Below are 13,117 nucleotides of genomic sequence, written 5' to 3'. Positions count from 1 at the left end.
GAAGGCGTAGGTAGTAATAAAGGGGAATTATTAAACTACCATGGAAGAACGTAATTTTCTTGCATATTCGAAGCAGGGCTTCATGAATGGCTACCGGGTGCTTTACTTAAAGATCATTGAGCTGTTTAGACAGCTCATTTTTCTTATTCAACTAAAGCTGCAATTTAGTCGAATAAGGAATAGCTTAATTACTTTGTGAATACTAAATTATTTAAAACTTTTAGGGGGGATTAATATTGGAAAAAACAAAAGTTCAAGCTTACTTTAGCTTAAGCAATAATGATGATGATTTTCCATTAGATGAGGTAACCAAAAGATTGAATATACAGCCGTCTAGGACAGCAAAGGTAGGGGAACCATTACCTTTAAATTCAGCTAGACATTATTTCTATACCACTTGGGAATATGGTTTGGGATATAAAGAAACGCTTGATGTGGATGAAGTATTAATGCCTGTTATTGAAAAATTCGAATCAAAAGTGAATGATATTTTGCTTTTGAAAAAAGATTATAATTTAGTAGCCAAATTTTACATTGTAATTGAAATACATAACAGGTGTTCTCCAGGTCTCGCCATTTACACAAGGGCAAGTAAATTAGCTACTGAAATTGGTGCAGATTTTGATATAGATTTGTATGCATATCCGTTTAACGAACTAGACGAAGTGTAGTTAATATTTTTGGAAGAAGGGAATGGAAGATATTAAACTAACGGAGTGCTTTACTACAAAAGGAGTAAGCCTTTTTCCTTCTTCAACTAAAGCAGCAGGTTGGTTGAAGAAGGAAATAATGAATGGATTGGAGAAATCATTTGTAAACGAGGAGGAAAGTTAATGAGTAAAAATTTACAGTCTTTTTCTATTGTGTTCTTGGGAATATGTATTGTTTTAGGTTCATGGCTAATTTCCCAATCTTTAATAACCAATCACGTAGATATTGAAGAGACTGAAAACGAACAAATTAGATATGATTTTATCACAATAGCAGACGATTACTTTGTCATCTTCGATAAACAAAAAGGGGAATATTGGATGAAGTTAGGTTCTTCTGATTGGGAAAAACAGAAATCTTTTTCTAATTTAACAGAATAACTAATTCTGTTGGATTAAGTTTTCTCGCTAACTCAACAAGAAATATGAGTTCTTTTTTAAATTAAGAACTAACGCTCTTATTTTGGCAATAAAAAATGACCAGGCTCACAAATTTTTGTGATTACCTGGTATTTTTTTAGATGAATTTAATGTAACGGTTGGTAGCCTCTCAAGAACTAATAAACATTATTAATTCGAAACTTGAGTTTTTTTCATCATTGAAATTAGCGCCATTCCAATTAAAGAAACAATCCCTAAGAAGAACAATAAGAATCCAATTGGGATTAAGAAGAAGGGCTCTTCTAAGGTACCATCTGGTGCTACATTACTTCCAATGATAGCCTTTGCAATAAAGCAGATTACTCCTAAAAAAATTGGTGTTGATGCGATAAAATATTTTTTCTTCATATCATTATTCCTCCATAAAAGTTAGTTTAATCATTTTTTATATTCCAAGATATCACCTGGCTGACAGTCTAATACTTCACATATTTTTTCTAATGTTGGAAATTTGACAGCTTTTGCTTTTCCATTTTTTAAAATTGAGACGTTTGTCATTGTGATACCCAGTTTTTCCGATAATTCAGTAACACTCAATTTCCTCTTTGCCAGCATTACATCAAGATTAACTATGATAACCATGTTACCCCTCAAAAATCGTAGCCTACATTAATGTCTGAATAGATACTCCAACCTATACATAAAGCAAAAAAGTAAGGAATGCCAGTTATCCAAATAAAAGCAATTAAAGGTTTATATGACTCTTTTAAGGAATCAGAATCTAACAATATATTCTTCCCTGTTTCTGGTCCAACATAGACACAGAACAATAAACCAAATAACCAGCAAAACACAATAATAATTTTTAACCAATTTGCTAATTCCTTCTGTTTCAATGATTCACCGCCTTCTCAACTTTCTAATGCTAGAATAACCAACGGCACATCCTTAGTCAATGTTTTTTTATCGTAAAACGATAAATTGTTATTACTTTACTATAAATGCCCATTTTTCGAATAATTTTTCGTAAATTAAAACCAGGTACTCATGAATACAGTGAGTCCTGGTCTTTTGCTTAAATGTTGTTCATTTATAATTAAGTTTGATTTAGAATCATCTATCCTCTATAGATTTCTAAGAGGTGAGATGATTTTTTATTGGATATTTATGTTAATATCACTATAAAGATTGTGAAGAAATGTACTTAAACTAACGCAGCAGTTTAGTTGAAGAAAAAGAAGGGGGATTTAAATGGCTTTTGGAATATTAATGATAATTTTCGGGTTTAGCCACCTAATGAAGAGTGACTTTTTTTTATCAAAAAAAACAAGAGTTATTTTAGGCGAGAAAAAGTTTCAATCTTATCAAAAAGGATTAATTTTTCCTTATTTATTTTTAGGAACCTTAATGATTTGTATGGGAATAGTTGAGAATATGGAAATTCTCCAAACATCAATATTTATCACTTTATATATTATCTTAGGCATTATTCCTTTTATATTGTTGATTGCAAATAATAAAAAAAACACTGGTAGATATTGGTTTTGGGTAAAAGATATTTAAGTAAAGTGGTAACGTAAAATATTTCTTCTTCAACTAACGGGTGCTTTAGTTGAAGAAGGCTCATTTAATTGATCAAACTTTTTTATAAAAATCTCATACTTAGTTAGAAAGATTAACTCCATTTTGATCAATCTTTTTTCAAAATGGAGTTTTTGCATTTGCTTATAAATGAAGGTTGAAGGAAATTTTTTAATCAATCTTTATTCTAAAGATTATCTTTTCATTCTTAAATAACGTCGGGACTATCTGTATTTTTGACACCTACATCAAACTTTGAAACTGTTTTTTCAAGTTCTTTCACCATTTTATTAAGCTTTAAAACGGCATAAAGGATATCTTGATTGTAGTTTTCTTGTTCAATTGTTCGGTCGACCACACTTCCTGTTGCCTTTGCAGCCTTATTTGCAAGCATCGTCGTTTCCATTATTCCTGCTGTGATTTCCTCCGAGAATGCTGACATTTCTTCTGAAGTTACAGAGACTTGCTTCGTATGAGATACTACGCCCTGAATAGAATGGAGAATACTTTCAAATGATTTTCCAGCTTCCTCAACAGCTTGTATACCGTCTTCTACATTTCCTGTTACAACATTCATTGTTTGTACTGTTAAATTCGTATCCACATTTATTTTAGAAATCAAATCCGATATGCTATTTGCTGATTTTTCCGATTGCTCAGCTAGCTTTCTTACTTCCTCAGCTACTACAGCAAAGCCCTTTCCAGATTCACCAGCTCTAGCCGCTTCAATCGCAGCATTTAATGCAAGTAGATTCGTTTGTGTAGCAATGTCACGAATGATATTTATAATAAGCGAAACTTCGTTTGATTGATTCTCGAGTTTTTTAATTGCATTTGCCGATAATTGAACAGATTGATGAATAACATTCATTTGATGAATCACTTTTTCAATGCTACTATTTCCGATCTCTACATTTTGTAGACTAATCGATGATAATTGAGATACATTTGAAGAAGCTTCAGCAATTTGTTGAATGCCCTCTGACATTTGCTCTAATGTAACAGAGCTTTCCTCCGAGCTTTTATACTGTGCATGCGCTCCTGCCGATACTTCCTGAACGGACGCAGAAATCTGGCTAATTGCTTCACTTGCCTTCTCGCTACTTTTAGCCACTGAATTGGTCGTGTCAATTAACTGCTTGGACCCAACATTAATGCCAAGAATGATATTTTGTAAATCTAATACCATTTGTTGAAACGCTTGCGTTAGAAGTCCAATTTCATCTTTTCGACCAGTTTCTATCACGACAGTTAAATCACCATTACCAATTTTTCTCACTTGTGATGTTAATTTTCGTATAGGTTTCGTTAAATAATCTGTGAAGAAATAAACAATGCAGATTCCTACTAATAAGACAATCAGTGTAATAGTAATAATTTTCATTTGATTGGCATCCATGGCTTCATAAACTTCTGTGGCATCCAAATCTGCCCCCAATAATCCAATCACATCTCCAGCCTTATTTTTTATCGGAGCATAAATAGCTAGTATAGCACCATATTCTTCATCATTTGATAACTGAAATTGTACTTTCCCTGTTTCAAATACTTGTCTCATCTTAGGATAGGATTCTGGTGATTCCTCTTGAACACCAATCGTTGAACCCTCACTTGGCGTACTATCTACCATATAGTAGTATTCGTAGTCTTCACCCTTCTTCACACGAGACATCGTATACAAACTAGATACCTCATAAAACTCTTTAACAGAGCCTAGTTCTTTTTGTAATTCTTGATAATACCCTTCCTTTTTACCATAAATTTCTAAATTTTGATAACCTTTATCATCTATCTTAGAGATTGCATGATCAATCATAGCTAAATTTTGTTGACCAACAGTCTCTTTCACTAGATCTAACGATGAACGATAAACAAAAAAGCTAATCAGAAAACACGAAATAACAAGTAAAATTGAAAAAACCATTAACATTTTAATTTTTAAGCTACTTCTCATCGATGAACTCCCTTTGATTATTTTAATATTCCATTTCCTACCGTGGACATATCCCGCAAATTTAAGAATATCAGGAGTTATAAATTTTGCAATATTTTCCGGAGTATAATATTGGTATTTCTAAAATATTATTTTACTTGTTTATTTATAATAAAGTTGATTTAAAATCATCTTTCCTCTATAGATTTCTAAGACGCGAGATGATTTTTTTATTGGATATTTATGTTAATATCACTATAAAGATTGTGAAGAAATGTGCTTAAAAATGGCAGATTGCTTATGGTCTAGGAGAAATCAGTGAAGAAAAATTATCGATTAGAATATTTTTAAATGATTTCTTAAAAGATGAAGACGATTATGTACGAAGGCGTGCTTCCTTTGCATTGGACAAACACTTAGGGCAATGATTGAACCAAAACTTCTTATTGAACTACCATGGAAGAACGTAATTTTCTTTCATATTCTGTGGTGAAGCTGGTCTTCATGGATGGCTAACGGGGGCTTAAGTAAAAAAACATGGGGTTGCCAGAGGTAACTCTTTTTCTTATTGAACTAACGAGCAGGTTAGTTGAAGAAGTAATATCTTATTTTTGGAGAATAAGGAGAAAACTTAAATGAAAAAAACTATTAATTACGATAAACTCATTGAAATTGCTTTAGAACATTATGGGATTACTGATTTTTCATCAAGTTTTATAAGACATAACGACAATATTACAATAAAAATAGATAATAATGAAGATAACAATTCTTATGTTTTGCGGATTCATTCCCCTATTATTTCTGGACTACAAGGTGTACAGCATACCTTTGAAGGACTAAACGCAGAGATGGAATTGCTAAATAGTTTAAACGAACAAACTTCTTTACCTTTACAGCAACCAATTAAAAACAAAAAAGGAAACTTGGTTTCTACAATTGTTGATGTGGATAATAATTTTATTCAATTGGCAACGCTCCTCACTTGGAAAGAAGGCAATGTTTATACCGGAAAGGAAATAAATTCAAAAAATATTGCTTTTGAAATAGGAGTTGTATTAGCTAAATTACATAATTTCTCAAATAACTGGATTATTCCACAACCATTTATACGACCAAATTATGATATTGAAAAGTATAGGAATTTGACTGATAGATTACAGTATGGTGTTGAAATTAACTTATTCACATCAGAACAATATGATCTGATCTTAGATACAATGAAATATATAAAAATTATTTTTGCTAGAACACCAAAAACGAATAATAATTGGGGAATTATTCACGCCGACCTACAAGGTGGAAACATAATTGTAAATAATGACACTGTTATCCCTATTGACTTTGGTTTCTCAGGTTATGGTTATTATCTATTCGATATTGGCATTACGCTCACTTCTTTTAATATTAATTATAGAAAAAAAGTGTTAGAAGGATATAAAACATTAAGAAATCTTAATGATGAAGACGAATTTCTAATAAGTGCGGGTTTTATTTTAGCTATTTTTGGGGGTTTTGGTTTTAAAGTCAATAACCAAGAAGCTCACGAATGGATACAGCGGAGAATGCCCTATGTTACACAAAATTATTGTAGGGCTTTCCTCGATAAAAAATCTTTTCTGTTGGAAATAGAGTAGTAAATGACTTTTTTCTTCAACTAAAGGAGTGCTTGAGTAAAAGATCATGGGGTTGCCATAGGTAACTCTTTTTCTTATTGGACTAACGAAGCAGGTTAGTTGAATAAGTAAGATAAAAATTACATCAAAATTCACAATTCAAGTGAGCATAAGATTTCGAATAATTTTCTTTTAGAAAGGTGCTTGAGAGTAAATCTTGTAAGGTAAAATGCACATAAATGATTATGTGCATTATGAATATTTGATATTTATGAATTTGTCTTTTCCGCCTCATAATACCCTAATTTATGGAAATTATAAAGCTGATTAATATCCTCCTTAGGATATGCTTCTAATAATTCAAGAATTTCTTTTGCAAATTCTAATGAAGCTGTTCCATTTGCGGTCACAATTTTTCCGTCAGAAACTGCTTGCTCTAGTACATAATTCATTTCATTTCTGTAGTTATCTTTTGCATAAGTTTTCAAATCATTAAGATCATTGCTTGTATGCTTTATTTCATTTAACCATCCATTGGCTCCCATAAAAACTGTTGCATCACATATTGCCCCTACTGGAATATCCATTGTAAGTGCCTTTTCCATTATTGGAATGACGTTATTGCTTAGTGGCTTACGCCAAGATTTTCCCCCAATTAGTATTAAACCATAAAAGATTTCCGGTATACTTTTTAAGGTATAATCTGGAAGAACATTTAATCCGCCGATTGACTTTATAACGCCCTCACTTATACTAACTATCTTAGTGATGTAGTTGTCTGTATTATTTAAAAAAGCTGCTACATAAGCCATTTCCCAATCAGCGAATTCCTCCAACACTACAATTAAAATCTCTTTTTTCTCAGTCTGGTTCATTCTTAATCCCTCCTAATTAAATTACAAAAATTTTAATAATTTGATACTGTCTTCAGTATATAATGTAATAGTGACAAATGATGACACAATTAGCAAAAGGGGGAAAATTTTGAGTAAGGCAATTAGATTAAATGAATTAAGGTTGTATATTAATCGAGTCAAAAAGTTTAAGGTAGATGATTTAGCAAATGAATTTAATGTTTCAAGAAGGACGATTCTTAGGGATTTAGAAGAACTAAGTATTTTAGGGGTTCCATTAATTTCAGAGGTAGGAGCTAATGGAGGATATCAAGTTTTGGAAGAAAAAAATCTACTTGCTGTTTCTTTTACAAAAGAGGAAACTTTCTCTATCTTTTTTGCTCTTTTATCTTTAAAACATTTTATTAGCTTACCTTTTGAATCGGAATATAATTCAATCATCAAAAAATTCTACCTGAACTTAAACGGAAAAATGAAAGATGAAATTGATTTAATCAAAAATAAGATTGATTTCAAAATAGATAATCAGAGTAAAGAAAGTCCTCTATTAAAAGAGTTATTTATGGCGGCAATAGGAAATGAGCCGCTTTGGATTTCTTACTTAGGGGTTAAAAGAGACATTCAACCAATTGGATTATTTTCTCAATATGGACGATGGTATTGCCCTTCGTATTGTTATCTTAGGAAGGAATTTAGACTTTTTCGTTGCGATCGAATATCAGAAATCGGATTAAGTGCAAGAAATGACAAGATGGATCTAAAAGAAACCAACTTAAATGATATTATTAACATTTTATCAACAAAAAAAGAGTATGAGCTTATTGTGGAATTAACACCAGAAGGAGTAGAAACATATAAATCTAATGTTTCGCCATATTATCAAATATCAATAGACAGTAAAGGTTATGGAGTCATTAAGGGTTCAATAAGTGAAACAGAAATAGACTTTTTGGCTGATTATTTCATACAAATGGGAAAGCATGCAAAAGTAGTTGAACCCATAGAGTTAAGAGCTGAAATAAAAAAGAAAATTTTAGTATTGAGTGATTTATACCGTGATTTGGTATAGGAAACAATAATAAAGTCATTCATCTATACTCATTTTGTTGAACTTATTCAACTAACCTGGACTAGTTACTTTTTAATCATCGAGATAAAAAAATAAAAGAAGGTGTTAATAAGTGTCTGGTAAACCACAAGATTCAATCGAGAGTTATATAGATTCACCAGAAAAACTAAAGAGCTTGTATAAACGTGTGTTGTTCGTTGTAAGTCTATCACAAATCTTCGGTGGTGCAGGGCTTGCAGCAGGAGTTACTGTAGGTGCCCTAATGGCTCAACAAATGCTTGGGACTGATGCTTATGCAGGAGTGCCGGCAGCTTTATTTACTTTAGGTTCGGCAGGAGCTGCTTTAATTGTAGGAAAAGTTTCACAACGATATGGACGCCGTACAGGATTATCAACAGGTTTTATTATAGGTGGACTCGGTGCAATTGGAGTTGTGATTGCTGCCATGATGAATAGTGTAATTTTATTATTTGCTTCTCTACTGATCTATGGTGCAGGTACTGCGACAAATTTACAAGCTCGTTATGCAGGAACTGATTTAGCAAACAAAAAACAACGAGCAACAGCTATTAGTACTACGATGGTTATGACGACATTCGGGGCAGTTGCTGGCCCAAACCTAGTAGAAGTTATGGGTGAATTTGCTAGTCTCATTGGTGTTCCGTCACTTGCAGGTCCATTCATATTATCAGCTACTGCATTTATTTTAGCAGGTCTTATACTTTTTATTATGTTGCGTCCCGACCCGTTAGATATTGCAAACAGGATAGCAGCTTATAAACAAGAATATGAACCTGTAAATCAAACGGATTCTGTTGATAAAGCAATAAATAGAAGAGGTCTAATGGTCGGTGCCACGGTTATGGTTCTTACCCAAATTGTAATGGTTGCAATTATGACTATGACACCGGTACATATGAAACATCATGGTCATGATCTAGCCGAAGTTGGAATTGTTATTGGTTTTCACATAGGTGCAATGTATCTTCCCTCACTTATTACAGGAGTCCTAGTAGATAAAGTGGGTCGAACAGCTATGAGCATAGCCTCGGGCATTACATTGTTATTAGCTGGTTTATTAGCAGCATTCGCACCAAGCGATTCAATGATTCTATTAGTAATTGCTCTTTCTTTACTTGGATTGGGATGGAACTTTGGCTTAATTAGTGGTACTGCTCAAATAGTGGATTCTACAGAGCCTTCAACACGTGCAAAAACTCAAGGAACACTTGATGTTTTTATTGCATTAGCAGGAGCTTCTGGCGGTGCGCTTTCGGGAATGGTAGTAGCTAATACAAGTTATGCTACATTGTCTTTGAGTGGAGGACTTTTATCCTTAGTTCTCATACCTATTATAATTTGGTCGCGAAGAGGCAGAGTAATAAAGTAAAAAAATTACTTATTATTCATTAAGGATTAAATAATTATATAAATTAAAAATGAGACAACAGTAAAAGCCTTGTTACGTAAAATTATAGCAAGGCTTTTATTTTTCTCCCACTGAAGATGAAGTGATCACCTATTCACTATTACTAATGAAACTGATGTTAAAACAGTTATTGAAAAAATCATTAATTTAGTTTAAGTGAAAGAGATAAGACGCTTTTATTCTATATTTATAGCAGAATATTTATTCAACTAACGGAGTGCTTTAGTTAAAGATCGTGGGTTGCTTAGGCAACTCTTTTTTCTTATTGAACTAACGGTGCAGGTTAGTTTAACAAGCCTTATGCTTTTAATGGTAAAAAATAATAAAATTCTGGTTTAGAATTAAAGGGGGAAATTATGTCTTATAATGCTATATTATTCGCAGTTGTTGCAGGTGTTTTAACATTTACACTTATGAATACATTGAATCCTATAAACCCTATTTTAATAACCAATATTTTATTAGGACTAATAGTAGGAATACTGATAGATAGAAAGAAATCTTAAGCTAACGGGTGCTTTAGTTGAAGATTGTTGAGCTGTGCAGACGGCTCTTTTTTCTTATTCAAATAAAGCGACTAAAGTTTAAAGTCAATTAAAATAATTTGAGTTAACCAAAAAGAGATATGAAATATACAATTGGATAAACGAGAATCAAGAACCTTTTTTGTAGCTACTATCTCATTATTTCAAGAAGACTAAATGATTATATATTAACATCCCTTTTTTAATAGAAAAGTTTACACCATGTAAATTATATCAGGTAAATGTCGATATATATTATGAAGGCGAGTCCATTGGATTCTATATTAAAGAAGAGGTGTAATAATATGAACAAAACAGATTTGATTGAAAAAGTAGCAGAAACATCTGAAGTTTCTAAGAAGGATGCTGCCAAAGTGGTTGACGCATTATTTGATTCTATAAAAGGTGCATTATCGTCTGGCGATAACGTTCAAATTATTGGGTTTGGAACGTTTGAAACAAGGGAACGTTCTGCTCGTAAAGGGCGTAATCCTCAAACGGGGCAAGAAATCAATATTCCTGCTTCCAAAGTTCCTGCATTTAAGTCCGGAAAAGCATTGAAAGATGCCGTGAAATAACTATTACGACCATACATACCAAGGGGTTTTAGAGTAACTACTGAAGTTAGTTAATTAAAATTATTGACAAAAATTGAAAAAGGCAAACTTATCGAAAGATAAGGACGCAAAGCTGCGGGTCTAAGGTTCTATGAACTATGATAGCCGAGTTTCCAAAAGTTTGTGATTAAATTAATATATCGGTTATAGAAGTAACCATTTATTCAAATTTATCCACCATCTTTTTGGTGGATTTTTTTTGTAGCAAAAGTAAAGGGGCTTCTATAACTGGCAGAATCAATACACAATATATCTTATTCAAAAGCAAACATGAATGATATTTTTTTTGTGAATAATGGAAAAGAGATTATGGGTACAGTGATCAATATATGTGAAAATACATAGTTATTGAGATAAATTTAAAAGTAGCAAAAGAAGTAGAAATTGAAAATGCACGTACGGTTATAAATCATAGGAACTACAAGATTGTTAAAAGGTCTGAAAAACGGTCTCAATCTCTAACTGAATATGGTTGTAATTTGTCATGTATTAATTAAATCAAAAAAATAAACGCAGGCTGCTATAAATGTTTTTCTTGAATCTTATTTTTATAAGTGAAGTAGAACGAGGGAAACTGGAAGAAGAAATACTCTTATCCAATTCTAAAGTAAATAGAGAAGTGATATTTTCAATGGTGTTTTGGTATAAAGGCATTCTTATTGAAGAATCGAATCAAGATTAATACGAAAGAGAGGTTGAAATAAGATGAAAGCTATCAGTAAAGAACAAGTCTGTTTTAATTGTAAGGAACGAAAGTGTATTAATGACTTTTATGAGAAAGGAAATCGCTTTTTAAATTGTTCAGAATGTCGTAAGGCTAGAGTCTATAGAAAAAAATCATTTGAGTTTTTTTTGAATAAAGAGAAGAAAACAAGCCAATATATTTAATCTGAAATTTATACCCAACGTCTGTAATTATAAATTAGTAATGGTAGTTATCTTGACTGATATTGGCTGTTCTAGCCATGATTTTCACATAGAAAGGGGATGTTTATCTTGACCGTGTTATTTGGATCTGTCGAATATTTCGAAAAAGAAATAGTGAACCATATGACTAATGAACAATTGCAGAATTTGTCCATTAGTAAAAGTTTAGAAATTGCCTATTCATCCATAAAAAATCATCTTGCGAATGTTTTTATATGTAGCGAAATAATTCGGAGGGTTTTATTGGAGAATCTTGTAAAAGCATATGAAAATGTTAGAAATTCTATGGAGGGCGTTAATCAAAGGTTAACTTAAGCATGTGAAGGAATGTACTTAATCAAAAAGGGTTATGTACATTTAATAAGGCTTTATATACAAGATTTTTTATGCAAGTCTTATATATAAAGCCTTATTTTTATTCAAAAAACATACTGCCAAATAATTTGCTGTTGAAGTATATGCTGATTAGTATGAAATTTACTTTGTTTTTAACATTTTTCTCCCCACAAACCGAACCCGCTACATTTAGAGGCAAATCTCTTTTTATATTTCTATTACTATTTTCTTCGTTGATTTGCTACCAACCGTTAATACAACTATGCTTCCAAGTAATAACAAAATCCCGATCCAAGACGTTGTACTGAGCGCTTCTCCAACGATGAATACTCCTAGCAAAGCGGCTGTTGTTGGCTCTGCTAAGGATAAGGTGAGTGCAGAGGAAGATGGTATTTTGTGAAGACCTCTTCCATATAACACATATGCCACACTCGTTGTCGCTAGTCCTAAATAGAAGATAATGCCTACATTTCCGACGTCCATTAACCAACTGACATCATATAGGAAGAAGAAAGGCATCATTAGCAACGCACTAACTGAAAAAGTCATAGCTACAACGGGGATTGCTTCTTCCTTTTGTAATAATGCTTTACTCGACATCGTATATAAAGCAAATATAATTCCTGCTATAAGAGAATACACGATTCCAATAGGATTGATCGTGATTTCTCCTTTATTTAAAAATAAAAACAAGCATCCTACAATAGCGAAGGAAGTTGATATTCCCCAGATTCTTGTTGGCCGTAATTTTAAAAATAACCATTCTATTATTCCTGAAAATACAGGAGCACTTCCAATCGCAACAACACTTGCAATGGCCACACCTGTTAATCGAACGGAAGAAAAGAATAATAGCTGGAATAAGGATATACAAATGGCTGCATACAAGGTTTCTTTCCACGGCCAGGTTTTAAATTTAATTTTTTTTAGTAGAATCATAAAAATGAGTAAGGAAAAGCCTCCAACCGCTGAACGACCTGCACTTATAACAAAAGGGTGCGCATCATTTGGTAAAAAAGTTTGTGCAGTACCCGTCGTACCCCAAAGAATTGCACCTAGTAAAACAAAAATATACGGTAGAACAGACAAACTATTTCACTCCTTTCAGATATTTCGTGACCAATCAAAACAAACTGACAA

Annotated in this window: 15 protein-coding genes and 1 riboswitch; of the genes, 9 read left to right on the top strand and 6 right to left on the bottom strand. The window is 32.4% G+C overall.

What is annotated here, in order from left to right:
* Nucleotides 1-236: 236 nt before the first annotated feature.
* The 3 genes from MHH81_RS01005 to MHH81_RS00995 are packed head-to-tail and all read left to right on the top strand — an operon-like array spanning nucleotide 237 to nucleotide 1,091.
* Nucleotides 237-671, top strand: coding sequence for a DUF4279 domain-containing protein (locus MHH81_RS01005; protein WP_340916912.1), 435 nt, complete (start codon nucleotides 237-239; stop codon nucleotides 669-671).
* 22 nt (nucleotides 672-693) lie between these two features.
* Nucleotides 694-834, top strand: coding sequence for a hypothetical protein (locus MHH81_RS01000; protein ID WP_340916909.1), 141 nt, complete (start codon nucleotides 694-696; stop codon nucleotides 832-834).
* Nucleotides 834-1,091, top strand: coding sequence for a hypothetical protein (locus tag MHH81_RS00995; RefSeq protein WP_340916908.1), 258 nt, complete (start codon nucleotides 834-836; stop codon nucleotides 1,089-1,091). Before MHH81_RS01000 ends, MHH81_RS00995 begins: the two co-directional genes overlap by 1 nt.
* 189 nt (nucleotides 1,092-1,280) lie before the next feature.
* On the opposite strand, the gene MHH81_RS00990 is transcribed toward MHH81_RS00995, so the two are convergent.
* From MHH81_RS00990 to MHH81_RS00980, 3 genes are read right to left on the bottom strand one after another with little or no spacing between them, the layout of a single operon-like run.
* Complete coding sequence (locus MHH81_RS00990; RefSeq protein ID WP_211894187.1) at nucleotides 1,281-1,499, bottom strand: DUF3955 domain-containing protein; 219 nt, start codon at nucleotides 1,497-1,499, stop codon at nucleotides 1,281-1,283.
* Between the two features lie 30 nt (nucleotides 1,500-1,529).
* Nucleotides 1,530-1,733, bottom strand: coding sequence for a helix-turn-helix domain-containing protein (locus tag MHH81_RS00985; RefSeq protein WP_340916905.1), 204 nt, complete (start codon nucleotides 1,731-1,733; stop codon nucleotides 1,530-1,532).
* A gap of 8 nt (nucleotides 1,734-1,741) precedes the next feature.
* Nucleotides 1,742-1,987 (bottom strand): hypothetical protein, encoded by a 246-nt coding sequence (locus tag MHH81_RS00980; protein WP_340916902.1) that lies wholly within the window; start codon nucleotides 1,985-1,987, stop codon nucleotides 1,742-1,744.
* Between the two features lie 355 nt (nucleotides 1,988-2,342).
* Between MHH81_RS00980 and MHH81_RS00975 the strand changes: the two genes are divergently transcribed.
* On the top strand, nucleotides 2,343-2,654 hold the full coding sequence (locus MHH81_RS00975; RefSeq protein WP_340916898.1) for a hypothetical protein: 312 nt from the start codon (nucleotides 2,343-2,345) through the stop codon (nucleotides 2,652-2,654).
* Nucleotides 2,655-2,880: 226 nt separating this feature from the next.
* Here the strand turns inward: MHH81_RS00975 and MHH81_RS00970 are convergent, their stop codons facing one another.
* Complete coding sequence (locus MHH81_RS00970) at nucleotides 2,881-4,626, bottom strand: methyl-accepting chemotaxis protein (RefSeq protein ID WP_340916896.1); 1,746 nt, start codon at nucleotides 4,624-4,626, stop codon at nucleotides 2,881-2,883.
* 614 nt (nucleotides 4,627-5,240) lie between these two features.
* Here MHH81_RS00970 and MHH81_RS00965 point away from each other — a divergent pair.
* Nucleotides 5,241-6,242: a phosphotransferase gene (locus MHH81_RS00965; protein WP_340916893.1), complete on the top strand. Its 1,002-nt coding sequence runs from the start codon at nucleotides 5,241-5,243 to the stop codon at nucleotides 6,240-6,242.
* Between the two features lie 248 nt (nucleotides 6,243-6,490).
* Here the strand turns inward: MHH81_RS00965 and MHH81_RS00960 are convergent, their stop codons facing one another.
* Nucleotides 6,491-7,096: a DJ-1/PfpI family protein gene (locus MHH81_RS00960; RefSeq protein WP_340916891.1), complete on the bottom strand. Its 606-nt coding sequence runs from the start codon at nucleotides 7,094-7,096 to the stop codon at nucleotides 6,491-6,493.
* A gap of 109 nt (nucleotides 7,097-7,205) precedes the next feature.
* Between MHH81_RS00960 and MHH81_RS00955 the strand changes: the two genes are divergently transcribed.
* The 4 genes from MHH81_RS00955 to MHH81_RS00940 all read left to right on the top strand — a co-directional run bounded on the left by MHH81_RS00955 (nucleotide 7,206) and on the right by MHH81_RS00940 (nucleotide 11,396).
* Complete coding sequence (locus MHH81_RS00955; RefSeq protein WP_340916887.1) at nucleotides 7,206-8,144, top strand: helix-turn-helix transcriptional regulator; 939 nt, start codon at nucleotides 7,206-7,208, stop codon at nucleotides 8,142-8,144.
* A gap of 112 nt (nucleotides 8,145-8,256) precedes the next feature.
* The gene (locus MHH81_RS00950) at nucleotides 8,257-9,534 is read left to right on the top strand and encodes an MFS transporter (protein WP_340916885.1); all 1,278 of its coding nucleotides are present in this window, start codon (nucleotides 8,257-8,259) and stop codon (nucleotides 9,532-9,534) included.
* 868 nt (nucleotides 9,535-10,402) lie between these two features.
* Nucleotides 10,403-10,675, top strand: coding sequence for an HU family DNA-binding protein (locus MHH81_RS00945; RefSeq protein WP_340916883.1), 273 nt, complete (start codon nucleotides 10,403-10,405; stop codon nucleotides 10,673-10,675).
* 71 nt (nucleotides 10,676-10,746) lie between these two features.
* Nucleotides 10,747-10,832, top strand: a riboswitch (cyclic di-GMP riboswitch).
* 408 nt (nucleotides 10,833-11,240) lie between these two features.
* On the top strand, nucleotides 11,241-11,396 hold the full coding sequence (locus MHH81_RS00940) for a hypothetical protein (RefSeq protein WP_340916881.1): 156 nt from the start codon (nucleotides 11,241-11,243) through the stop codon (nucleotides 11,394-11,396).
* A gap of 788 nt (nucleotides 11,397-12,184) precedes the next feature.
* Here the strand turns inward: MHH81_RS00940 and MHH81_RS00935 are convergent.
* Entirely contained in the window at nucleotides 12,185-13,066 is an 882-nt protein-coding gene (locus MHH81_RS00935; RefSeq protein WP_340916879.1) for a DMT family transporter, read from the bottom strand.
* Between the last annotated feature and the right edge of the window lie 51 nt (nucleotides 13,067-13,117).

The organism is Psychrobacillus sp. FSL H8-0484, from assembly GCF_038005325.1.
Taxonomy (GTDB): Bacteria; Bacillota; Bacilli; order Bacillales_A; family Planococcaceae; genus Psychrobacillus.
This window is presented reverse-complemented; position numbering and strand designations above follow the sequence as displayed.